The 23,030-nt window shown below is 34.3% G+C and carries 22 protein-coding genes; 17 read left to right on the top strand and 5 right to left on the bottom strand.

From position 1 onward, the window contains the following. Positions 1-769 precede the first annotated feature (769 nt). From rpmH to jag, 4 genes are all read left to right on the top strand, one after another. Positions 770-904, top strand: a complete 135-nt coding sequence (gene rpmH / locus AC4BB5_RS18060) for a 50S ribosomal protein L34 (RefSeq protein WP_010762140.1) — start codon at positions 770-772, stop codon at positions 902-904. 374 nt (positions 905-1,278) lie between these two features. After that, positions 1,279-1,617, top strand: coding sequence for a ribonuclease P protein component (gene rnpA, locus AC4BB5_RS18055; RefSeq protein ID WP_490457419.1), 339 nt, complete (start codon positions 1,279-1,281; stop codon positions 1,615-1,617). A 15-nt stretch (positions 1,618-1,632) separates the two neighbouring features. Further along, complete coding sequence (locus tag AC4BB5_RS18050) at positions 1,633-2,460, top strand: membrane protein insertase YidC (protein ID WP_207694368.1); 828 nt, start codon at positions 1,633-1,635, stop codon at positions 2,458-2,460. A 15-nt stretch (positions 2,461-2,475) separates the two neighbouring features. Next, positions 2,476-3,255, top strand: coding sequence for an RNA-binding cell elongation regulator Jag/EloR (gene jag / locus AC4BB5_RS18045; protein WP_490457418.1), 780 nt, complete (start codon positions 2,476-2,478; stop codon positions 3,253-3,255). Between the two features lie 214 nt (positions 3,256-3,469). Here the strand turns inward: jag and AC4BB5_RS18040 are convergent, their stop codons facing one another. Next, positions 3,470-3,811 carry a hypothetical protein gene (locus AC4BB5_RS18040; protein ID WP_490457417.1) on the bottom strand — a complete coding sequence of 114 codons (342 nt, stop codon included), beginning with the start codon at positions 3,809-3,811 and terminating at the stop codon, positions 3,470-3,472. Between the two features lie 313 nt (positions 3,812-4,124). On the opposite strand from AC4BB5_RS18040, the gene mnmE reads away from it, so the two are divergent. Further along, the gene (mnmE, locus tag AC4BB5_RS18035; RefSeq protein WP_490457416.1) at positions 4,125-5,522 is read left to right on the top strand and encodes a tRNA uridine-5-carboxymethylaminomethyl(34) synthesis GTPase MnmE; all 1,398 of its coding nucleotides are present in this window, start codon (positions 4,125-4,127) and stop codon (positions 5,520-5,522) included. Positions 5,523-5,535: 13 nt separating this feature from the next. Beyond that, positions 5,536-7,443, top strand: coding sequence for a tRNA uridine-5-carboxymethylaminomethyl(34) synthesis enzyme MnmG (gene mnmG / locus AC4BB5_RS18030; protein ID WP_490457415.1), 1,908 nt, complete (start codon positions 5,536-5,538; stop codon positions 7,441-7,443). Between the two features lie 53 nt (positions 7,444-7,496). Here the strand turns inward: mnmG and AC4BB5_RS18025 are convergent, their stop codons facing one another. Next, the gene (locus tag AC4BB5_RS18025) at positions 7,497-7,802 is read right to left on the bottom strand and encodes a tyrosine-type recombinase/integrase (RefSeq protein WP_490457414.1); all 306 of its coding nucleotides are present in this window, start codon (positions 7,800-7,802) and stop codon (positions 7,497-7,499) included. A 345-nt stretch (positions 7,803-8,147) separates the two neighbouring features. Here AC4BB5_RS18025 and AC4BB5_RS18020 point away from each other — a divergent pair, with 345 nt between their 5' ends. After that, positions 8,148-8,666 (top strand): RNA polymerase sigma factor, encoded by a 519-nt coding sequence (locus tag AC4BB5_RS18020; RefSeq protein WP_490457413.1) that lies wholly within the window; start codon positions 8,148-8,150, stop codon positions 8,664-8,666. After that, on the top strand, positions 8,659-9,732 hold the full coding sequence (locus tag AC4BB5_RS18015; protein ID WP_490457412.1) for a hypothetical protein: 1,074 nt from the start codon (positions 8,659-8,661) through the stop codon (positions 9,730-9,732). Before AC4BB5_RS18020 ends, AC4BB5_RS18015 begins: the two co-directional genes overlap by 8 nt. A gap of 253 nt (positions 9,733-9,985) precedes the next feature. Here AC4BB5_RS18015 and AC4BB5_RS18010 read toward each other — a convergent pair whose 3' ends face one another. Continuing rightward, a complete protein-coding gene (locus tag AC4BB5_RS18010) occupies positions 9,986-10,684 on the bottom strand; it encodes a site-specific integrase (protein ID WP_490457411.1) in 699 nt (232 codons plus the stop codon). Positions 10,685-10,853: 169 nt separating this feature from the next. Here AC4BB5_RS18010 and AC4BB5_RS18005 point away from each other — a divergent pair, with 169 nt between their 5' ends. The 6 genes from AC4BB5_RS18005 to AC4BB5_RS17980 are packed head-to-tail and all read left to right on the top strand — an operon-like array spanning position 10,854 to position 14,020. Beyond that, positions 10,854-11,144: a TIGR04197 family type VII secretion effector gene (locus AC4BB5_RS18005; RefSeq protein WP_490457410.1), complete on the top strand. Its 291-nt coding sequence runs from the start codon at positions 10,854-10,856 to the stop codon at positions 11,142-11,144. Continuing rightward, complete coding sequence (locus tag AC4BB5_RS18000) at positions 11,141-11,515, top strand: hypothetical protein (RefSeq protein WP_490457409.1); 375 nt, start codon at positions 11,141-11,143, stop codon at positions 11,513-11,515. Before AC4BB5_RS18005 ends, AC4BB5_RS18000 begins: the two co-directional genes overlap by 4 nt. Further along, a complete protein-coding gene (locus AC4BB5_RS17995) occupies positions 11,505-12,791 on the top strand; it encodes a T7SS effector LXG polymorphic toxin (RefSeq protein WP_490457408.1) in 1,287 nt (428 codons plus the stop codon). Before AC4BB5_RS18000 ends, AC4BB5_RS17995 begins: the two co-directional genes overlap by 11 nt. 20 nt (positions 12,792-12,811) lie before the next feature. Next, entirely contained in the window at positions 12,812-13,201 is a 390-nt protein-coding gene (locus AC4BB5_RS17990) for a hypothetical protein (protein ID WP_490457407.1), read from the top strand. 36 nt (positions 13,202-13,237) lie between these two features. Then, positions 13,238-13,621 carry a hypothetical protein gene (locus AC4BB5_RS17985; RefSeq protein WP_490457406.1) on the top strand — a complete coding sequence of 128 codons (384 nt, stop codon included), beginning with the start codon at positions 13,238-13,240 and terminating at the stop codon, positions 13,619-13,621. 9 nt (positions 13,622-13,630) lie between these two features. Next, on the top strand, positions 13,631-14,020 hold the full coding sequence (locus AC4BB5_RS17980) for a barstar family protein (RefSeq protein WP_490457405.1): 390 nt from the start codon (positions 13,631-13,633) through the stop codon (positions 14,018-14,020). 799 nt (positions 14,021-14,819) lie between these two features. On the opposite strand, the gene AC4BB5_RS17975 is transcribed toward AC4BB5_RS17980, so the two are convergent. Then, on the bottom strand, positions 14,820-15,350 hold the full coding sequence (locus AC4BB5_RS17975; protein WP_490457404.1) for a hypothetical protein: 531 nt from the start codon (positions 15,348-15,350) through the stop codon (positions 14,820-14,822). Between the two features lie 325 nt (positions 15,351-15,675). Between AC4BB5_RS17975 and AC4BB5_RS17970 the strand changes: the two genes are divergently transcribed. From AC4BB5_RS17970 to AC4BB5_RS17960, 3 genes are all read left to right on the top strand, one after another. Beyond that, positions 15,676-16,020 carry a hypothetical protein gene (locus AC4BB5_RS17970; RefSeq protein ID WP_490457403.1) on the top strand — a complete coding sequence of 115 codons (345 nt, stop codon included), beginning with the start codon at positions 15,676-15,678 and terminating at the stop codon, positions 16,018-16,020. A gap of 46 nt (positions 16,021-16,066) precedes the next feature. Next, the gene (locus tag AC4BB5_RS17965) at positions 16,067-16,831 is read left to right on the top strand and encodes a peptidoglycan amidohydrolase family protein (RefSeq protein WP_490457402.1); all 765 of its coding nucleotides are present in this window, start codon (positions 16,067-16,069) and stop codon (positions 16,829-16,831) included. A 100-nt stretch (positions 16,832-16,931) separates the two neighbouring features. Further along, complete coding sequence (locus AC4BB5_RS17960; RefSeq protein WP_490457401.1) at positions 16,932-17,900, top strand: dimethylarginine dimethylaminohydrolase family protein; 969 nt, start codon at positions 16,932-16,934, stop codon at positions 17,898-17,900. 492 nt (positions 17,901-18,392) lie between these two features. Here the strand turns inward: AC4BB5_RS17960 and AC4BB5_RS17955 are convergent, their stop codons facing one another. After that, positions 18,393-22,706 carry an LPXTG cell wall anchor domain-containing protein gene (locus tag AC4BB5_RS17955; protein ID WP_490457400.1) on the bottom strand — a complete coding sequence of 1,438 codons (4,314 nt, stop codon included), beginning with the start codon at positions 22,704-22,706 and terminating at the stop codon, positions 18,393-18,395. Positions 22,707-23,030 lie beyond the last annotated feature (324 nt).

The following is a 23,030-nucleotide window of genomic DNA, read 5'->3' as shown; positions in this document are numbered from 1 at the left end:
ATGGTGACCTCCTTAGTTTAAAAGCGGAACAAGCCGTGTAGTTCAGACAGAATAATAGGAGACTATGAGTGAGGAGTATTTTTCCTTAGTCATATGTTCTCTTTTTTCCGAAGAGTTGACTTGTGCAGCTAGAATAGAAATAAAAGCGTAATGGGCTCGTTTAGCTCAGAGAGGAAAATAGGAAATTATGATAGAGGAGCTGTTTGCCTCATTCATACGTTCTTTTTTTAAGATTTCCAAGAAGCTATTCCACGTTTGCTAGATAAAATTTGTCTATATAAAAAAGCAGAGCAAATATAAATAGATAAGCAAATAGAATTTTAGCATTTTTTCGGAACTTTTTCCACAGGCAAATTGTTAATTGTGGAAAAAAAATTCACAGATGGTTATAAACTTATCCACACAGATGAATTAAACGGTGGATTTCTCACAGTTATTTTATTTATCCACAGCGAGCTCTGTATAACAAAGCCAATAAATTCAAGCTTTTTTAAAAGTTATGCACAAATAAAAAATGATGTGTGCATAACTTTTTAACAACCTGTTTTTTTGTGTATAAGTGTGGATGAAACTGAAAATAGAATGAGAACATTGAAAAAACTATCCACAAGTTATCCCTAAAAATTTTTATTTTGTGGATAACTTAATAAGATAGGAAGAAAAATTAATTCTTGAAAATTTATTGACAAATATACCCAATACTAGTTATACTATCAAAGTATGTCTATGTATTGATGGATAGTTACAATTTCAGGAGGTGGAACAAGAGATGAAAAGAACGTATCAACCAAACAAACGCAAACGTCAAAAAGTTCACGGTTTCCGTAAACGTATGAGCACAAAAAATGGTCGCAACGTATTAGCGAGCAGACGTCGTAAAGGCAGAAAAGTTATTTCAGCATAATCTATGTTGACTTTAAATAACGAATCAAGTTTAAACTAAGAACCCTTTATTATCTTCACAAAGCATCTGTGGAAATAATAAAGGGTTCTTTGCTTTCTCTTATAGTCTTCTTTCACAAATGGAAATTTACTTCTAAATGAAATATACATGGGGATCAAAGGAAGCCCTGTGATCGATTGAATTGTGACTTTAAATGCATCTATCTTATAAGAAATAAAGTGAAAAAAAACCAAAAAAATGATAATATATGAAATTAGGGTCATTATCACCAAAATCTCTGGATATTTTCCCTGAAATTTGGAAAAAATTGACTGAGATATGCTATTATTGTAGAGTGAGCAAAAAGAAAGATAGAAAGAAACAAAGGGATGCAGATGAAGAAATCCTATAGAGTAAAAAAAGAAAAAGAATTTCAGGCAGTGTTTCAGCATAAACAGTCTTGTGCAAATCGACGATTTGTCGTCTATGTGTTAGAAAAACCGGAACAAAAGCATTTTCGGGTAGGGATATCCGTAGGCAAAAAGATTGGGAATGCGGTTGTCAGAAATGCTGTAAAACGTAAAGTTCGTACGTCGATCTACCAATTAAAAGAAGCAATCGATCCATCTTGTGATTTTATTATCATCGCAAGACCTGGCGTCGACAAGTTGACATCAGAAGAAATTCACAGCAACGTGGCGCATGTTTTAAAACTTGCAAAAATTTTGAAATAAGAGAGGAACAGTTTTGTGAAGAAGTATAAACGTCTATTATTGATGGCAGGCTTAGTTACACTTGTTTTTGTATTGTCTGCCTGTGGAACAGCTCCGATTAATGAAAGTAGTACAGGAATTTGGGATCGCTATATTGTCTATTATTTCGCTGAGGCAATCAAATTCTTATCCATTTCAGCAAATACTGGTATCGGGATCATTCTATTTACATTAGTAATTAGAATCATTTTATTACCATTGATGCATTTCCAAACGAAAAGCATGCGTAAGACCCAAGAATTACAACCAAAATTAAAAGCGTTACAAAAACAATATTCATCAAAAGATCCAGAAACACAACGTTTATTCCGTGAAGAACAGCAAAAATTATATGCTGAAAATAACGTAAACCCATATGCTGGTTGTTTACCATTATTGATTCAAATGCCGATCATGATGGCACTATATCAATCAATTTCTCGTGTGCCTGAATTGAAACAGGGAAGTTTTATGTGGTTGAACTTAGGTCAGCCTGATCCGTATTTAATTTTACCGATTCTTGCAGCTGCGTTTACATTTGCCAGCAGTTATTTAACAAGTATGAGTCAGATTGAGTCAAATGCATCATTGAAAATCATGAACTTTGTAATGCCAGTCATGATTTTTGTTATGGGGATGAGCTTAGCCAGCGGATTATCACTTTACTGGGTGGTTTCTAACGCTTTCCAAGTAGGTCAAACATTATTGATCAATAATCCGTTTAAAATCCGTAAAGAGCGTGCAGAAGCAGAACGACAAGTGAAAGAACGCGAACGAGCATTGAAGAAAGCAATGAATCCTAAGAAAAAAAATAAGAAAAAATAAAAGGAGGTTTTCCAGATGCCGGTATATGAGGGAAACACAATTGAAGAAGCAACAACTAAGGGCTTACACGCACTGAATTTATCAAAAGAAGAAGTAGAGATCAGCGTGATCACAGACGCTAAGAAGGGTTTCTTAGGTTTTGGTAAAAAACTTGCTCAAGTATCGATCGAACCGACTGTTAGTGAACAAATCGCAGAAGCAGTTGCAGAAACAGTCGAAGATATCATTGTGACAGATGAGGAAGTAAAAGTAGAAAAAGCAGTTGAAGAATTGTTAGCTGCTAAAACATCAGATTCTGATTCCTCAGAACCCAAAATCTTGGAAAACTTAAATGATGAAGAAGCGATCACTGAATTAGCAATGTATTTAACTACTATTTCAAAAGAGTTGAATGCGCCGGCTTTAGTCCGTTTAGAACGTAAAGATGGTTTGTTGGTTTTTCATCTAGATACAGATAAACAAGGAATTTTGATTGGAAAACATGGAAAAGTTCTAAATGCTATGCAGTATTTAGCACAAGTATTTGTTCATCGTGTTGCAGAAAATAAATTATCGGTTGTGGTGAATGTTGGTGATTACCGTGAAAAACGTCAAGCAATCTTACAACGTTTAGCAGAAAGAACAGCCGAAAAAGTCAAACAAACTGGTCGTCCAGTTTTTCTAGAACCGATGCCAGCATTTGAAAGAAAACAAATTCATTTTACCTTGAGTAAAGATGATCATATCAAAACACATTCAGAAGGTGACGAACCTTATCGCTATTTAGTAGTTGAACCTGCGAAAAAACAGTATTGATCAATAAAAATGTCCCTTTAAAAGTAATTTTTTAAAGGGACATTTTTTATTTAGATCAAGCTTTGTCATAAAAAAATACATTGACAAATACTGTTAAACAAAGTATATTTTAAACGAAATCATTCTTATCAACGTACAAAATACGATGATAAAGTAGTCGAAGCATTCGTGCTTCTTCCAGCCTGGTTCTTTTAGAATCAGGTCTTTTTTTTATTTAGCCGATATTAGTTTGTGTAAACTGAACAACCGTACCATAAGCAAAAATTTCTACGACCCATTTCCCTTGGTATTCTACATACTTTTCTTCAAAATGGCAATTGATCACGGCATCGGCTTCATATTCAAATGCAATTACTTTTAATTGACGATATACACCGCTGAAGACATCATTTGGATTGACGTCAGGTGAAAATAAATCTGTTTCAATTCGATCTGTTGCAAAAACAATATCACGAACAATATACTTTCTACTAACATTTCCTGTAGATAATGTGATTCCATTTAAACGATTTTCTAATTCTTGTTCATTGAACGCATCTGTTTTTATTCGTCTCATTATAGGAACCTCCTCGCTTTATATAGGTTTATTTTAAAGATAAAAAGATAGAAATGCAAAGCTAATGAACGCGTTCAGTAAATAAATAATGTTGCGAAAAAAAAGAAAATATGCTATTCTATGTCAAGAAATTAATAGGAATTGATGCAGTGAAAGTGCTAGATCCAACCTAAAAAATAGGGGTGGAGTGGGCGCTTTTTTTGTAGTCAAAATTTGATGCATACATAGTTTTAGAGAATATAAGAGTCGTTTAGTGTAATAATTACTACGCTAAAAAGAGCTCAATCCATTTGCGAAAGGAAGTAAGTCAATCATGCAACAAATAACGTTAGAATTTGATACGATCGCCGCAATTTCAACGCCTCCAGGTGAAGGAGCAATCAGTATTGTCCGTTTAAGTGGTGATGATGCGATTGCCATTGCAAATAAAGTCTATCGCTCTGGTAGCAAGCAATTAATAGATATGCCCACACATACGATTCATTACGGTCATATTCTTGACCCTAAGGATGATAGCTTGCTGGATGAAGTGATGGTTTCTGTGATGAGAGCACCAAAAACCTTTACTAGAGAAGACGTCGTTGAAATCAACTGTCACGGTGGAATCGTTGTTGTTAACCAATTATTGCAGCTATTGTTAAGAGAAGGTGCTCGTTTGGCCGAACCAGGCGAATTTACGAAAAGAGCGTTTCTAAATGGTCGAATGGATCTATCCCAAGCAGAAGCTGTGATGGATTTGATTCGGGCGAAAACGGATCGAGCGATGCACGTTGCCTTGGATCAATTAGATGGAAATTTATCTTCTTTGATCCGTTCATTAAGACAGGAAATATTAGAGACGTTGGCACAGGTCGAAGTCAATATCGATTACCCGGAATACGATGATGTAGAGGAATTAACGACGAAATTATTGCTCGAAAAAGCTGGATTTGTTAAAGCTCAGATCGAAGGATTACTGACAACAGCTAAACAAGGAAAAATTTTACGTGAAGGTTTAAGCACAGCGATTATCGGTCGTCCAAATGTTGGAAAATCAAGTCTACTAAATCATTTATTACGTGAAGAAAAAGCGATTGTAACAGATATTGCAGGAACGACACGAGATGTTATCGAAGAATATGTCAACGTCCGTGGAGTACCGCTGAAATTGATCGATACAGCTGGTATCAGAGAAACAGAAGATATTGTGGAACGGATCGGCGTAGAACGTAGCCGTAAAGCATTAGCTGAATCAGATTTGATTTTGCTAGTTCTGAATCAAAATGAACCGTTAACAGATGAAGATCGTCAATTATTAGTAGCAACAGAAGGTTTAAAACGAGTGATCTTACTAAATAAAATGGATTTACCTTCCCAATTAGATCGAGAAGAATTAAAACAGCTCGTTAATGATGAAGAAATTTTACCTGTATCTGTCTTATCTAATACAGGGATGGAACAACTAGAATTAAAAATTGCTGACTTGTTTTTTGGCGGACAAACAGGGGAAAAAGATGCGACTTACGTATCCAATACCCGCCATATCGCCTTACTAGATCAGGCAGCAATAGCGCTAGATGAAGTGATTCGAGGAATCGAAGCTGGCATGCCAGTCGATCTCGTTCAAATGGATATGACGCGTTGCTGGGACTTTTTAGGTGAAATCGTTGGTGACAGTGTTCAAGACGAACTGATCACCCAATTATTCAGTCAATTTTGTTTAGGAAAATAGAGAGGAAGAGTCGATGAATCAATTTAAAGCAGAATCTTATGATGTAATCGTAGTCGGAGCAGGTCACGCAGGTTCAGAAGCAGCCTTAGCATCCGCTCGTATGGGCAGTAAAACACTGCTTCTAACAATCAATTTAGATATGGTGGCATTTATGCCATGTAACCCATCTGTGGGAGGTCCGGCTAAAGGCGTCGTTGTGCGAGAAATCGATGCATTAGGCGGCGAAATGGGTCATAATATAGACAAAACATACATCCAAATGCGGATGCTAAATACAGGAAAAGGTCCGGCCGTTCGCGCCTTGCGCGCCCAAGCGGACAAACATGCCTACGCTACAGAAATGAAACACACGATTGAGCGCACAGACAACTTATCATTACGTCAAGGAATCGTGGAACGCTTGATCGTAGAAAATGGTATTTGTAAAGGTGTAGTCACAACAACAGGTGCACAATACCAAAGTAAAAGCGTGATTATTACAGCTGGAACAGCACTTCGCGGAGAAATTATCATCGGTGAATTAAAATATTCTTCAGGTCCTAATAATTCATTACCATCAATTGGTTTGGCTGATCATTTAAAAGAACTAGGTCTTGAAATGGATCGTTTCAAAACAGGAACCCCCCCTCGCGTGAAATCTAGCACGATTGATTATTCTGTGACAGAAGAGCAACCTGGGGATGAACAACCAAATCACTTTAGTTTTAGTACGCCAGATGATGCGTATAATTTAGACCAACGTTCTTGTTGGCTGACGTACACAAATGAAGGAACTCATGAAATCATTCAAGATAACTTACATCGCGCACCAATGTTTACTGGAATCGTTGAAGGGGTAGGGGCTCGTTATTGTCCATCAATCGAAGACAAAATCGTTCGTTTCTCTGACAAACCTCGCCATCAATTATTCCTAGAACCAGAAGGTTTGAACACAGAAGAAGTATACGTCCAAGGTCTTTCTACTTCATTGCCAGAAGATGTTCAAACGGATATTCTACATTCGATTGCTGGTTTAGAAAAAGCTGAAATGATGCGCACAGGTTATGCAATCGAGTACGATGTAGTTGTGCCGCATCAACTACGCCCAACACTTGAGACGAAAGTGATCGATGGCTTGTTTACAGCTGGACAAACGAACGGAACTAGTGGCTATGAAGAAGCTGCAGGTCAAGGGTTGATTGCAGGGATCAATGCTGCACTTAAAGTGCAAGGCAAAGAACCGTTTGTAATGAAACGTAGTGATGGTTATATCGGTGTGATGATCGATGATTTAGTAACCAAAGGAACGAATGAACCTTATCGTTTACTAACATCAAGAGCTGAATATCGGTTGATTTTGCGTCATGATAATGCTGATTTACGTTTGACAGAAAAAGGTCATGAAATCGGCTTGGTTAAAGAAGAGCAATATACAGCTTATCTTGAAAAGAAAAAAGCAGTCGAAGCAGAAATTGCTCGTTTAAGTTCAGTTAGAGTGAAGCCTACAACGGACGTACAAACGTTTCTAGAAGAGAAAGGCTCTGTTCCGTTGAAAGATGGGGTCTTAGCTAGCGACTTCTTAAAACGCCCAGAATTGACCTATCATGAAGTCACTCAATTTATCCCAGCAGCAGATGCAAAATTGGATGATAAAGTTATTGAACAAGTAGAAATTCAAATTAAATACGAAGGCTACATCAAAAAAGCCTTGGAAAAGGTCGATAAACTAAAACGCATGGAAGCCAAACGAATTCCAGAAAATATCGATTACGAAGCTATCAACGGATTAGCAACAGAAGCAAAACAAAAACTACAAAAAATCCAACCAGAAACAATTGCTCAAGCTAGTCGGATCAGCGGTGTAAACCCAGCGGATGTATCGATTTTGATGGTTTATATTGAGCAAGGGAAAATAGCGAAAACCACTTCTAAAAGTGAATAATAGCAAGGTTTTAACTCATTCAATATAAACAATCATATTTTTGAATCCGGTTTTTAAAATGCCATGTAATTAGAAAACTTTTCTGCAGTTTCATTCTGCTTTGTTTTGGTCACTTTGATATAAATATCTGTAGTGATTTTGGTTGATTTGTGACCTAGTCGTTGTGAAACGTTTTTGATACTAGTGCCACTTTCAAAAAGTAAAGATGCATTAGTCTTTCTAAAATCATGTATTCGGATCATTGTCATATTGGGAAAATGTCGTTTCACTTTATCCATTACATGATTGGGGTAAGACTTGTAGAGATATTGTCGATCACGATATAAAACAGAATTACTAAAAACCACATCATCCAGCAAAAAGCTTATCTCTTATACCTAGAGAAAGATTTTGCTGAATGATGTGGTTTTTCCATTCTTTGAGTAGTTGAGAAGTTTGGTTGTCAATTTTCACAATTCTATTAGATGATTCTGTTTTTGTATATTGGATGATTGGTTCAACAATTTTTAATTCTGCTAGTGCTTTATTAAGATCAATAGTTTGGCTATCAAAATCAATATCTTTCCATTATAATGCCATTGCTTCACCTTTTATAAGTCCAGCAAATGCAAGAACTCTGAAAAATTTCTTATAAAATAAAAAATATTTTCGATGAAACTTTTAAGGGATACACACAGTCTTATATTATGAGAGGGGGAATATTGTTGCAAAAAAATGTAAATGTACATTTAGTTAGAAAAGCTAAGAAAGGAAATTCTCAAGCTTTTATTGAGCTATGTACTGCCTATCAAGATATTTTATATAATTCAGCATATAAAATACTTTTGAATGACGAAGATGTGGCTGATTGTATGCAAGAAACAGAGATACGTGCATGGACAAAAATAACTAAATTAAAAAATGAAGAAGCGTTTAATTCTTGGATTTTTCAAATAATGACTAATATAGCAAAAGACATTTTGAAGAAAAAAACAGCAAATTCAGAATCTGAAGAGAAGTATCTGTCTGATAAGGTAGATATGGGTAATACGTTTGATGTGGAGCAAGAATTGAATGAGTTGGAAGAAATTTACAGAATCCCACTTATATTATATTATTATGCGGGATTTAGTATTAAAGAAATATCTGAACAATTGAAAATATCTGTAAACACTGTAAAGACAAGACTAGCAAGAGGAAAAATGAAATTGAAAATTTTATTGGAGGAATCGAGTGATGGATAAAAAAATAATCGATAAAATTAAGAATGAAAGAAAAATCCCAGATGAAGTATTAACTAAGCTAGAATCCAATAGAGAAAATATCCTAAATAAAAAAATCAAACAAGAGAAAAATTTTAGAGTTCTTTCTAGAAATAGTACCATTGCAGTATTAGTTGCTGCTGTAGCTCTTTTTTTAATAATAACCAAAACCCCAGTAGGGGTAGCGATAGAGAATGCTTTGGGGATTGGAAGAGATTCTGGAGTGGAGACAGTAGAGAAAAATGCAATACCTACTGAACTCAATTTAACAAGTATTCAAAATGATCGAGAGATAAAGTTGACTAAATTTGTTTCCACAAAGAAAAAATTTGCTTTTGATTATCAGTTTAAAGTAGACGACGAAAAATTAGAAACGTTACTAAAAAAGGATATAGAAGCTAAATCAGATCATCAAGATATTCAACTTGGCCTCTTTGTTAAAGGGGAAACTAAAGATTTATTTCAAGGTGTACAGTCCTATTCAACATTTAGATTAGACGGAGATACTTTTTATGGATCAGTGATATCGACTTTCGATAAAGAGAGTATTCCTGAGAATGCAGAATTAAGTCTTCACATTTACAGATTAGCTTGGATGGATCGTGACGAATATGAAGCAGCAGAATCTAAGGCATTTGCTGATCCTGACAATCCTCAACCCTTTAGTGTTCCTACATCTTTAGAATATACTGGAGATTGGAGCTTTGATATTGCTTATCTACCACTCGCTCAAACAGCTGACACAAAGGTTCTTGATTCAAATAATGTTACAAACATTGTATCTAAAAGCGATGCACTACAAACAACAATTACATTTAATGCTCCAGTAAGGTATCCTTATTTTCCTGAGATTACAGTATACAAGAATGGTGTAGAGATTTCTAATTCAACTATTAATTTCAAGCAATTTGATCAGGAAAAGTTCGAAATTGAGCTGGACTTAAGCGCTTTAGATAAAATATCAACTTATAAAGTAAGGATTGAAGAGTCAGATATATATGGTACGATTTTTAAAGAAGTGGGCTTTTTTGAGGTTCAAAATAGATAAATATGTCGGTGTATAAGGGGATAAATAATGAAAAAATTGATTTGCCCGTGGTAATTGAAATTTTTTGACTAAGAAAAAAATTTTTCTTATGGTGTATAATGATGATTTTTACCTTTTTTACTTGTTGAAATGTCTAGATGGTGCGTAATAGCTGATAATGATTGTAAAAACACTGAATATATTGAGCAAGGTAAGATAGCGAAAGTTAATAAAGAAAAGGCTTGATGTCAATTTGACTACATAAAATCATAAATTAAAAAGACATGTATTTAGTAAAGTTTTCAGCAGTCTCATTTTGTTTAGCTTGAGTGACTTTAATATAGATATCAGTCGTAATTTTTGTAGATTTATGACCTAGTCTTTGTGAAACATCTTTAATACTAGCACCACTTTCAAATAGTAAAGAAGCATTTGTTTTGCGAAAATCATGAACTTTGATAATTTTCATATCTGGAAAATGCTTTTTGACTCTCTTCATCACGTTATTAGCATATGATTTGTATAGATATTGATTTTTATTTGTTAATATGGAATTACAAAAAACTACATTTTCATTGAAATCTTGATCTCGTATAACGAGTTTAAATTTTTCTTGGATAATGTGGTTTTTCCATTCTTTAAGGATTTCAAGTGTTTGGTTATCAATTGTGATGATACGGTTTGATGATTCTGTTTTCGTATCTTGAATGATAGGATGACCACTTTGAAGTTCTGCAAGGGTCTTATTAACATGGATTGTTTTATTAGTAAAAGAAATATCTTTCCATAATAAACCCATAGCTTCTCCTTTTCTAAGTCCAGTAAAAGCTAACACTCTAAAAAAGGTGTATGCTCGTTGGTCTTTTAACTGCAACAAGTGATGCAAGAAGGATTTAAGCTCTTCATTAGTGTAATAGCTGTTTGTTTCATCAAATTCTTTTCTCTTTTTCTTGGGAGTAATAGTTCTTTCCATAAGGTTATCATTGACTAATCCTAATAACATACCATATTTGAATACCATAAATAGAAAATAAAATTCCGAATAAGGGAAAAACAGCCTATTGTATTTGTGTATTTTTAGATGGTAAAATATAAAGGACAAAAAGTTTTTTATATTCTATATGGAGTAAAGGAGTGATTATATGCCGATTAACAGTAATATGAGCGTTGCTGGAGGTGTTTCGGCTTCGTTTAGTCAATCTGCCAGCGCATTAAATAGTATCAGTGCTTCGACAGTTTCTTCAAGCACGAATGTATTAGGCAACGCAAAAGCAAAACAAGCCATGAATAAGTATGAACAGGGGTTAAAGCTTTTATCTTCTAGTGTGGTTTCTGCTGGTGACAATATTCATTCTGTTGCAAAAGAATTTGAAAAAGTCGATCAAACTATTGCTCAATTAACAAACCTAAATAATTTGGGAGGTTTTCGATGAACGAAATTGAATATGACCAAAAAAATTATCAGTTCCGCTTGCGTATAGAGCAGTTGCAAGAGGATCAGCAAAGTAGTAAGAAGGAGCAACGCCAAGTAGAAGAGCAACAAGAAGCCTTTTTCAACCTACAACAAAAAGGGCAACAAGCGTATGAATTCGTTTTGAACAATTGTGAAGCAGAAGAACGAGCTTTTTACCAAGACCGTGGAGATGAAAGTCTTCATTTGGCTAAAAAAGCACAAAGAGAACTTGAGGAACAACAAGTTGAATTACAAAAAGAGTATCGAGCATTGTTAGATCAAGAAGAATCCGTAAACGCAGAACAAACTTCTTTTTGGAAGCAAAAGGAGGGGAAATCAAGTGGGACTTAGTTTTTATATCGGTGAAGTTCAAGCACAAGCCAATCAAACCTCTCGAATGAATAATCATGCGAGCCAAGCCATTGCTTCACTGCAAACAAGTATTCAGTCTTTTTTATCAGCACCCTTATCCAGTAAGGCGTATGATTCAGCTAAAAGCTATTTTATGGTGGCTTACACACCATTGTGCCAATCTGCTATAATGACAGGAGAAGCGCTGGAAAGTGCGAATAAACGCTTGCTTAGTGACTATCAGAGCATGGTTTGTGGAATGGATACGATTGAAGATCAAATTTTGGAACAAATCGCTCGCTTTGAAGATGTAAAAAGAGATATTGAGCAACAAATGAGTACAGCAAAAACGATGCGCCCTGATTTAGAACGGCGGTATATCAATGCCTGTGAGACGCTTGAGAAGCGGCAGGAAAAATTGAGGAAGTTTCATGAATATAATGCCCATTCAGCAACTATTTTTTCCGATTATGAAGCATGTGAAGCTGAATTTAGTGCAGGTTTGACTCAAGTAGCAAATTGCAAGGCTTGGAATCCAGCAACAGGAACATTTGATATGACTCGTTTAAATATGAGTTGGGCGAAACCCATTCATAACCGTTGGGAAAAACGAGAGAAAATGAGACAAGAAAAACTCAAAAATGCAAAATCTGGGAAAGCAAATACATTAGCAAAACATGGATTAACGGAGTCAGATTTAGTTCAAGTGACAGATTCGCCAGAGCTGGTCTATCAAAAATATATAAAATTTTCTAAGCTAGGTCTAAATCCGCATACGGGGAAACTACTTACTCATAGGGAAAAGTTACAATTCCAATACGCAGCACATTCAGGAACCTTATCTGATTTGATCGGATTAGTTGGTGGTGCTTACGCAGGACAGAAAGCTTCCGATGCGGGATTCTATAAGAACAATACTGGAGCTAATAGATTATTAAAGCCTGAATTGTTGGAAGAACTTGCAAAAAGTGGAGTAAAGTATAATCTTGATGATATTGTAATGATTGGAAGAGATTCATCCGGGAAATTATTGTGGTTGGAAAACGGAAGTGATAAAGCTGGATTAAAACATATTATTAACGGACATGTGGCTGACTTTAGTGCTCAAGGTATTAAAGATATTCCTAATTTTTTACACGATACTTTAAAGCTTGATCCTATAAAACAAGGAACAGGTCCTAAAGGTCCATATTCTGTCTATAATATCAATGGTCAAAGATACACTTTGGCATATGGAAATAATGGATTTGTAGTATCGTTTTATCCAAGCAAATAATTTAGAAGAAGGAGATCTTTATGTATAAATTAATTTCAGTTGATGAAGCAACTGCTACAAGAAATTTAGAGTTAGAAAATTTAGATTCAGGAACTGTTGATGTATGTTTTGATGATTCTTCAGTGACGAGTTTTAAAAATTTTGATTTTATGGAAATTAGTAAGGTTTATGATTGTAAAATATATCTTTTTGGAATGATAAATGAGGAAGGTTCTACGTTCAAATATATAAAAAATATTAAAGTTGGCAATAGAGAATTGTCCGAAGTTTCAAATGAAATTGGAGATATATATTATATTGATAAAAGCATTACTGCAGGAAATATTGGTAATGATAAAAAAATGAAATATGAGTATACTAGGAAAGACCTTATTCAAGTTAACAACGTTATTCATCCAGATTTTGAATAGGGATTAGTTAACCTTTAAAAAGAGGATTACAAACCGATGGAATGGAAAAATTTAGAAACTCAATCGGATATAGATAAATTAATGAAAACGCTAGATAATTTTCATGATAGTTGTATAAAAGATTTGAAATATACAAGTGGTACTTATGTAGATGAAGATTTCTCTATGATAATGAATACGGATCCCGTGGTAAATTTATTTATTCAAAGACAATCAGAATTTATGACAACAATTGAATTTTGTTTAGAGGGTGTTAGTCAGTTTCATATAAATAATATATTAGATTCAACATTAGAAATATTCGAAGCTAGCTTCTTTGAAAAAGAGGGGAATTTTTATTGGTATAGTAGCGATGACATTGAGGATGAAATTGCTACAAGTTTTGTATGTAAAAAAATTAAGGGGAGAGAGCTTTCATAATATAATGGGGTGGACCATGTAATCCATACTACAAAATGTGAGTATATCGACTCTGGTCCTACTAGTAAATTGGGAAACTGTTTTATTGTTAATTTAAAAGGCAATGAAATATCAAATAAAATGGAATTATTCAGTGTATTACAAAAAGAATATACTTTGCCAGATGCTAATAGTTGGGAAGGTATAACTGATTGGTTAACAGATTTAAGTTGGATTGAAACAGATAATTTCCAGGTAAATGTGTATAATTATACTGATTTTTTAGGTGATGATAATAACGTCAAAGACATATTTGAAGAAATCTTGAGAGATTTTGTTTTGACTTTTTTGGAAAAAGAAGTTCTAACTACTGTTGTAGAGGGGGAAACGAAAGGTTTTAATGTCTATCTAATTGATTAGACTTAATAAATAGAGATAATGATGTCGTTAAAAAATATTGTCTCTCATATGTAATCAGACCATTTCATAATGTAAAAAGCCTTGTTACACCAATTAAAGATGTAGCGAGGCTTCTTAAATAATAAGTCATTAAAGTGCGTTAATAAAAGATTTTCAAATTACAAAAATAAATAGAAAAAGTAATGCCTCAAGCCCTTTTTTTGACCACATTCGTTAAAAATGAGTGAATATATATGAACCTATTTTGTTAAAAAACGTAGTAAATTAGTTGAATGAATCTGCTTGAAAACTTATGAAAATTAAAATTTCGACTATATTAAGCAAGGTAAGATAGCAAAGGTTAAGTCATAGAAATCCTATGTACCAATGGTTGCAAACTATTCAATGTTAGTTAAAAAGTAGCTTATCAAGATATTTAAATTTTTTAACAAATATAAAAGCCCTCCTTAAAAAAAGGGGGCTTTTTTACTTGAGACCAAATTTATAGCAGATATGCCGATGCAATTAGTAATACAAACATAGAAATAACTAACCACAAAAACATTTTATTACTAAGCTTCTTTAATCTCTTTTCTTTTATGTGATCGTAGGGAGCAGTAAAAAATGCCCTTATACGAATGAAGAATGCAGACAGAACTAACAGAAACCAAACAACCATTAAAATAAAAGTTGCTTAATATCCTATATGTTGGCTTTTATTGAAAACTTAAATACATCAAGTAAGACAAAATAGTAAAAAGCCAGCCATAATTCAAAATCCATTCAAAAAGCCACCCAATTATCAAAGGGTGGCTTTTTTTTATTGAGTATCACTCTCAACTTGATCTGTATCTTCTTGTGTAATGACAAAATTAAGTACTTCAGATTGCTCTGGATCCAGGAAAATCACTTGAATTTTAACGTCTGGAATTAATACCTTAGCGCCATCTATGATTGGTTTCAATCCTTTAACTAAAGTAGGTTTTAACGCGTCAGCATCTACTTCTGCGGCGGGTGCTTGTGCAAAAGTATAGGTATAAACGATCGTGCTATCTTCTCCTTCAGTTATAGAAATATCAGAATACATACCTTCATATTGTTTTTTCAAACTAGGAACTTGTGATTGAGCTCCTTCGATCATAAGTTTAAACTGTTTGGAATTACCAGATTCAGAATCTGCTGTTTTTTCTACATGCTCACGCTCACTAGTAGATGATTCTGAACTTTCTTCTTGACTACTAGTACTAGCAGCAGTGCTTGCTGAACTTGAACTAGTATTTGATTTACCACAACCACTGAGAACTAAGGCTCCCATTAAAAAACAAACGATTCCCACTTTTAACTTTTTCATTTCCTCTTCTCCTTATAAATACAGTATTTTACATGATACTAGTTAATTTTAACATAATAAATAAAGAGTGACCGATTTATATTGAAATTTCCTTCTTAATTTATAAAAGTATGCACACATATTTTATATTTAATCTGTGATGTCCATTTGATAAATAAAAATTAATAAGTAAAACAAAACCCTTTTTGTTTCACATGAAACATTGTATGCCTATTGATGTGCAGGAATAACTGTTTTAGGGAGACTTTTAACAGTATGTTAAAAGTCAGTAAGTCTCAAATTCAAGTAGGATCAATATATAAATAAAGATAAAGGAGAAAAATCAATGCGTACAATAAAAACAATCACCGATTTTTGGGAAGTAATAGATGAAATAAGAATAAAAAAAGAACAGAACTGGTCTGACCTTGTGGGTGGAAAAGCAAAATTAGCAGCTAGTCAACGATGGAATCCGCCGTTATCTTATATTCTTCAAATACAAAAGAAATTGGACATTGATATTATAAATACGATTATTTATGAATTATCCGAAGCGGAACAATTAGTTAGTAAAGATCCAGAAACGCCAAATAAGATGAAGCTAATCCATAAATGGATTCATTCTGATAATTGGATGGCAGATGAGGAAATTGTTGAAAAAGTTCAAGCAATAGCTAGGACGATTCTATGATAAAAAAAGTTGGTGTTCAAAAAAACAAATTAAAGGAGTAAAAAAGATGGCAAAAATAGAACAAATGATTAAATGGATGTCAGATCGCAAAGGAAAAGTATCGTACTCGATGAGTGCGCGTTTAGGTCCTAATAGCTATGATTGTTCCAGCGCAGTGTATTTCGCATTGATCAATGGAGGCTTTCTGACTAGTGGAGCTATGGGCAATACAGATACGCTTTTCTCACACCTAGAAAATAGTGGTTGGACTCAATTAAAAAAAAATACAGCCGGCAATTATTCTACTCAAAAAGGTGATATTTTTATCTGGGGAAATCGAGGAGCATCCGGAGGTGCTGCTGGTCATACTGGAATTTTTATAGATGATCAAGACCATATCATTCATTGTAATTATGGTTATAACGGTATTACGATCAATGATCATGATACAATTTGGGAATTAAATGGTTATCCTACAATAACGGTTTACCGTTACGGAGAAAATGAAATACATCCGCCAAAATCACAGCCCAATACACCTGATTCTCAACCCGAATCACAAAAACAACCATCAAGTTTGATTCCAATGTCAGGGACATTTTATCCTAATAGACAATTAGCAGTCAGCCGAGATACAGAACCCAATGACACGATTAGCCCAGCACTTGATTATTACTCATCTGGGATGGCAATCAACTATGATCATTATATTCATAGTAAGGGCTACGTTTGGATCAGTTACATCAGCCAAGGGGGGAACCGCCGTTATGTTGCAGTCGGACCTGATGACGGACGGATTGATACTACATGGGGAACTGGTTTCTTTAATTGATCGAATAAGGTAAAAATGGTTCAAAACATTACCTTTCTATAAAAAAAACCCGAAACTTGCTATAATGATGGAAAAGCAATGATAGGTGGAATGACGGTTAATGAAAACTAATTTTGTAGAAAGCGAATTTGCTCCGTTAAAAAGAGTTGTTTTAGCACAATCACAATTCTATTTGCCGGAAGAGGATGATGGGTTAGATACAAGTTTTTTATCAGAAAAAAATCTGGATTTATTCGATCATAAAGTTGGAGATGTAGCTGATCTTTACCCAGATATGCAAAAGAGATGGGAATGCGAGAAAGAGCAAATGGATGAGTTATTAACTTCTTATGGTGTAGAAGTAATTAGACCAAGAATGCTGACCGAATATGAAAAAGAGGTTGGGAAAAAGAACGGTCACGGTTATGCTAATTTTTTTTCCAGAGATCCGTTTTTCACAGTAGGACATTTCGTTATTGAAGGGAACTTAAGGTTTGCTCACCGACGTTTAGAAATCTTACCGATCAGAGAGATTTTAGTCGAGGAGTCCAAGCATTCAGAAACAGTCTATTTAGCCACACCGCAACCAGATATTTCACAAGGTTCAGACAGTGAAACAGGGCCATTTTTAGAGGGTGGAGACGTTTTAGTTTATGGTAAAACAATATTTGTCGGGCATTCTGGCTTGGCTAGTAATTTAAATGGAATCAGATGGTTGAAGTCGCTTTTGGCACATTGGGACTATACTATTGTACCCGTACGTTTACATCCAGATATACTGCACTTGGATTGTGCATTAAGCATGGTCCGAGACGGCTTGATGATTTATTGTGAAGAAGCCTTTTTAGACGATTTGCCGAAAGAATTAAGCAACTGGGATAAAATCAACATCTCTTTAAAGGAAGCATCACTATTGCTGACAAATGGTCTTCCAATCAATGAATCTGTGTATGTTACAGATCAGGCATTTACAGAACTGATTGCAGCGTTACAAGGATATGGCATAAAAGTTGAAACATTAGATTACGAAGTTTCAAGGATTTTTGGCGGTTCTTTCAGATGTACTACACAAGCATTGTTGAGAGTGTGATTTTTGTTAAAGTTTATAGAAAACTAAAAGTAATTCAGAGTTTAGCCAAACAATCGTAATAAAGAAACCAATTTTTCGACATAAAATAATCACAATTGCGCGTTATTATATATTCATACCAAACAAACAACCCTAACAAAACACTTTTTCATTTTTTAACTCCTTTTCCCGCTCTTCCCCAAAGAGCGGGTTCTTTTTGTGTAAGTATCAAGTATTTGTTTTTTTAATAAACGAAAATCAAAGTGTACATACGCGGGAGCTTTGTTTAGTATAGTAGCAAAAATAATGGATTTTGGTGCCTAAAATTTAGATACCGTTTTCCAGTTTTAGGTAAAATTGTGGCGCTATGGAATACTGCCAACAAAGCTTTATTTCCAAACTGAAAACTTACTATTGGTCAAATAAAAACAAGCTGGACATCACAAAGGTGTTGTTCAGCTTGTTTTTTAGAATGAAAATCTACTTTTTTGTTAGGTGTCAGAAAACGAAAATTTATTTACTGTGTTTTCCTTTTTTTCTTTTCCAGAAAAGAAGAGATCCAGCGGCTCCAGCCATAAAGGCGCCCATTCCTTGGCTCATTAGAGAAGTTTCTGTTCCCGTATTTGGAAGTCTTCTTTCAGAACGAGTATTCGGAAGTTTAGTCGTTGCTGGATCAGCAACTGTATTCAGTCTAGTGCTTGTGGTTGCCACAATTTTTTCTTCTTCTTTCTTCTTAGGATCGATTAACGCAACAGGAGCTTCGGGTAACTGATTTGCTACTGGTGCTTCTAATGTATTAGGTTCTGTTGGCGCTATGATCTCAATTGGTTGTTCTACTGGTGGCGTTGTTGGATCCACCACTTCTGGTGCTGTAATATCTGGAATAATTGGATCTTCGACTTTTGGCGCTTCTTCTAACTCTTTTGGAGGATCTAGTGGATCTACATTCGTAACATCTTCTAGGTCATCTAACTCAACAGGAACATCTGGTTGAATGCTTTCTTCTGCTTCTTTATCTTCTAATTCCACGTCAGTTACATCGGTTGAAGTGCCTAACTCTACAACTGGATCAGTTGGTTTTGATGGATGTTCTTCTGTCAGTATTGGTAGTGTAATTCCTGTGATACCAACAATTGCTTTTGTTGAAACTGTAGAAGGTGCAAGTGCAGATATAACTGGTTTATCTACAGATGTTACTTCTTCTGGGGTGTTAAGTAGTGCTGGCTCCAAAGGTTCTTCAGCCATGTCAGGTACATCTGGAATTTTTGGTTCTATGATTTTTTGGAGTTCTAGTAGTCCTAATTCTGTTTCGATTGTTTCAAGAGTAATGGGTGGAATATCAACAAAATCTTCCATCGGTTGTCCGCCAAGACTTCCATCAAATCCAGAATAATTGTTATTATAAACGGTAATCCATTCATAGACTGATACACCACGTGATACATAATTTTCATAGCGTGCTACAGTCTGTTTTAGATAATTGACATTTTTATTGTAAGCAGATAAAAGTTGGTCATACATTTCAACTGTATTGGTTGTGAGCATTTCAGCATCAAAAAAACTAAGAACGTCGATACCAGTTGTTTCCGTGAATTCGGCTATTTCATTTTTTAAAATTTCTTGTGCTGCACTCCACTCTGTATCAACATTCTTTATATAATTTTCAATATAATTAGATATATTTGAAAGTGCTGCAGCACCATCTTTTTCATACACGGATATGAAAGTCTCAAATTCTGCAACAGTTTTCATGGTTTTTAACTGTTCAACAGTATAGCCTAATAACTCATAATTACGGTCTTGCTTACGTAAAGAATTAATTGTAGGTTGCCAAACAAGCAGTAAATCATTGTTCAGGTCACCTTCATTACCAGGAGCCCATTTGTTTCTATAATCATCATAAGCATTTAAGTAACCTTTATAAGCTATAAAATATTTTTGATAGGCTGTAGCTCTATCAACATTTTCTTGCATTGTATTCTGAGCGTTTTGAATATAGTTTGTTAGTTGAGTGCCAAAATCAGTTGGGGTATACACGTTTTCTATTTGTTTTGTAGGATCAATCAACCCAGAATGATTGTAGTTTTCATTAGCATCTTGGTATGCTTGGATTAAAGGCCATGAAGTTTCATGAACAGTGTTTAGTGCTTCAATAGCTATATCGTATTCTGCTTGCCATGCTGCTAAAATATCTGGAATATTATCTAGGTTTTCTTGTGTGATTTTATCAGCAGGAAAATTTTTGAGCGTTTGATTCATATTGGTTACAGCAAGGTTAATTTCCTCTTTAGCGAGAACAGCCTTATCATAAGCTGCAAGTGCATCCTCATAAGGTTTTGCTGCGGTGGTGAAGCTTTCTTTTGCAAGATTATACTTAGTTTGTAGGTCGGTAAAGAGTCTAAGCGTTGCCTCATAAGATTCTTTTAGTGGTGTTAATTTTGGTGCCGCTTCTTTATAGGCAGTATCGGCTTTTTCCCAAGCTGTGTATGCTGCAAGATATGAGTTATTAACGTTGCTATATTCTGTTTCAAGTTTAGTAAAAGAACGCTTTAAATTTTCGTACTCTTCTGAAACAGTGTTATACTCACTTTCATGAACTTTTTGCTCAGCTGTTACTTCTTCTAATTTAGTTGAAGTGTTAGTGTAAAGTTCAAAGGTTTTATCGTATTCCGTTTTGAGTTTAACATAGTAGGCGGCTAATGCTTTATATTCATTTTCACGAAGTTCGAATGAGTCTTTTGCATCGGTAATTGCTTTTGCTGCAGCTTTATACGCAAGTTCAGCGATAGTGTATTCTTTTCCTAAATTTTTAAACTGTTCTGTTACTTTATTAAAGTTACTCATTGTTTCAGTATATTGCGATTGTAAATCAGTATATTGCTTTTTGGTTGTTGCCAATGTTAGACCCAAATTAGTAAAAACTGTTTTTGTTTCTGAAAGTTCTAGTTTTAATTGGTCTAATTGATCTTTAAGTGTTCGATATTCTGGGAACAAGCGATCATATTCGTCACGTGCGATTCCATATTTTTGGTTAGTTGCTTCATAACTTTTATTTGCCTCAATATATTTTTTATTAGTCGCTTCAAACTCTTTTGAACCATTTGTATATTTAGTCTGTACCTCTTCATAAGATAGACTCAGCTGAGTAAATTGTACTTTGACTTCTTCAGATTCTTTGAGTGCAGCTTTGTGTGCTGTATCAGTTTCAGCGTAAACATTCATTACTTGAGTATAGCTTTCGCTAATTGCTTGATAGTCTTTCTCCAATTGCTGATAATCAAGTTTCGCCTGATTATACTTGGTAACGAGGGTATCATATTGTTGTTTGATTAATTGGTAAGAAGTTTCAATTACTTGATAGTCGTTTGTTGCAGTTTCATAAGTTGCTTGGACTTCTTTAAATTTCTCTGTCAGTAACTCAGACTGTTCTTTGACTTGTTGATAGGTCTTATTTACTTCATTATAGCGATTATTATTTTCATTATACGCAGTTAAGGCAGTTGAATATTCTACAGTACCTTCTTCATATTGTGCAAGAATTTCTGCTGCAGCTGTTCGTTTTTCATTATACATATTCAACTCTGTTTCGTATGCTGTAAGTTGAGTCTCATATGCTGCTTTTTGCTGATCATATGCTGTTTTCGCTGTTTCGTAAACTTTTGTTTTATCATCAAAAGCTTTCTTTTCAGCGTCATAAGCCGTGTGTTCTGTTTCATATTGTTTTGCTAATTCTTTTAATTGAGTTGATAAATCATTGTAATCAGTTTTTGCTTCTTCATATGCTTGTTTCGTGTTATTGTAGTCCTCTTTAATTTTATTGTAACTCGCAAGTTTACTTTCGTAATCATGAATTGATGTGTCTAATTCTGACAAGCGTTTTTCGTAAGCTGTCTTTTCAACTAGATAGTTTTCTTTTGCTGTATTGTACTCGGTTGATAGCTTTTTGTATTCCTCAAGAGCGTTATCGTATTCCGTTTTGACAGCTGTGTATTCTGTTTTAGCAGTTTCAAGTTCATTTTTCAGTATATTGTATGATTGCGCTGCTTGATTGAATTCTGCAGCTTTTTTGTCATAAATGATTTTTTCACGATTATAAGTGTTCAATAGTTTTTCATAAGACAGTTTTTGCGTGTTATAATCCGTCAACTGATTATTATAGCTATTTTTTGCCGTATTATAGGCAGTTTGAACCTTTTTATACGCTGTTGCAGCCTCATCATAGATTGTACGTTTATTTTCATACTCCATGCGTAACTTTTCATAAGAGGCCTTTTTTGACTCAGCTTCAGTGTTTAATTCTTCATACTTCGTAAGCTCACTCAAATAATCATTCTGCATGGTATTAAAAGTTGATTCAAATAATTGATAGCTAGTTTTCTTTGCTTCGTACTCTTCTTTTGCTGTATTGTAATCTCCAATATGTGCTTCGAAATCCGACTTGTTTGTTTCATATGTAGCTCTATGTGATTCGTAAGTCGTAGTAGCTTTTTCGAAATCCTCTAACTTTACTTGATAAGTCTTTTTTAAATCATCTAAATCAGTTTTAAGCTTAGCTGCTGCCTCATAAGTGTTATCAGCTTCAATTTTTGATAGATTGTAGTCGTCCAATGCAGCATCGTATTTGTTTTTAGTTTCTAGATAGCTATTTTTGGCATCCGTGTATTCTTTCAATACACTTATATAGTCTTTTTCCAAAATAGATTGAGTTGCTTGAGTTACTTGTGATACAGTTGTAGCCAATACTTGGATAGGAGAACTTGCTCCTACGAAAATCGCACTTGAATACAACAAAAATTTAAACGAACCTTTTTTCCATGAATCCTTCATTACACCACACGTGCCTTCCTTTTTTTAATAGTGTTCATATCGTAAAAATATAAAATCTTAAAGGATATTATATTTTCATAAATGTAATTATACAGTAGGCATAAGTAATTTATTTATCATATTTTTCTTTACAATTCTAATTTTTTGATAATCATTTAATAAATACCAATAAAGGTTAGACTGTGTAGGAGTTATACTTTAATAAAGTGTCCATATTTATTTTTTATTTAGAATTTTTGTATAAACTATTTAAATATTTAGGGATGAAATGAAGGCGTTGTATTGGATTTGTATCATTTTTATATAATTTTTTCAGAGTGTGAA

The sequence above is a fragment of the Enterococcus sp. AMC1252 genome (assembly GCF_058216515.1).
The sequence above is the reverse complement of the archived record's forward strand: the minus strand, read 5'-3'. Positions and strand labels throughout refer to the sequence as shown.

Excerpts from the sequence above, each read along its gene's own strand:
- rpmH (WP_010762140.1), top strand. The coding sequence starts at position 770 with ATGAAAAGAACGTATCAACCAAACAAACGCAAACGTCAAAAAGTTCAC.
- rnpA (WP_490457419.1), top strand. The coding sequence starts at position 1,279 with ATGAAGAAATCCTATAGAGTAAAAAAAGAAAAAGAATTTCAGGCAGTG.
- jag (WP_490457418.1), top strand. The coding sequence starts at position 2,476 with ATGCCGGTATATGAGGGAAACACAATTGAAGAAGCAACAACTAAGGGC.
- AC4BB5_RS18040 (WP_490457417.1), bottom strand. The coding sequence starts at position 3,811 with ATGAGACGAATAAAAACAGATGCGTTCAATGAACAAGAATTAGAAAAT.
- mnmE (WP_490457416.1), top strand. The coding sequence starts at position 4,125 with ATGCAACAAATAACGTTAGAATTTGATACGATCGCCGCAATTTCAACG.
- mnmG (WP_490457415.1), top strand. The coding sequence starts at position 5,536 with ATGAATCAATTTAAAGCAGAATCTTATGATGTAATCGTAGTCGGAGCA.
- AC4BB5_RS18015 (WP_490457412.1), top strand. The coding sequence starts at position 8,659 with ATGGATAAAAAAATAATCGATAAAATTAAGAATGAAAGAAAAATCCCA.
- AC4BB5_RS18010 (WP_490457411.1), bottom strand. The coding sequence starts at position 10,684 with ATGGAAAGAACTATTACTCCCAAGAAAAAGAGAAAAGAATTTGATGAA.
- AC4BB5_RS18005 (WP_490457410.1), top strand. The coding sequence starts at position 10,854 with ATGCCGATTAACAGTAATATGAGCGTTGCTGGAGGTGTTTCGGCTTCG.
- AC4BB5_RS18000 (WP_490457409.1), top strand. The coding sequence starts at position 11,141 with ATGAACGAAATTGAATATGACCAAAAAAATTATCAGTTCCGCTTGCGT.
- AC4BB5_RS17990 (WP_490457407.1), top strand. The coding sequence starts at position 12,812 with ATGTATAAATTAATTTCAGTTGATGAAGCAACTGCTACAAGAAATTTA.
- AC4BB5_RS17985 (WP_490457406.1), top strand. The coding sequence starts at position 13,238 with ATGGAATGGAAAAATTTAGAAACTCAATCGGATATAGATAAATTAATG.
- AC4BB5_RS17975 (WP_490457404.1), bottom strand. The coding sequence starts at position 15,350 with ATGAAAAAGTTAAAAGTGGGAATCGTTTGTTTTTTAATGGGAGCCTTA.
- AC4BB5_RS17970 (WP_490457403.1), top strand. The coding sequence starts at position 15,676 with ATGCGTACAATAAAAACAATCACCGATTTTTGGGAAGTAATAGATGAA.
- AC4BB5_RS17965 (WP_490457402.1), top strand. The coding sequence starts at position 16,067 with ATGGCAAAAATAGAACAAATGATTAAATGGATGTCAGATCGCAAAGGA.
- AC4BB5_RS17960 (WP_490457401.1), top strand. The coding sequence starts at position 16,932 with ATGAAAACTAATTTTGTAGAAAGCGAATTTGCTCCGTTAAAAAGAGTT.
- AC4BB5_RS17955 (WP_490457400.1), bottom strand. The coding sequence starts at position 22,706 with ATGAAGGATTCATGGAAAAAAGGTTCGTTTAAATTTTTGTTGTATTCA.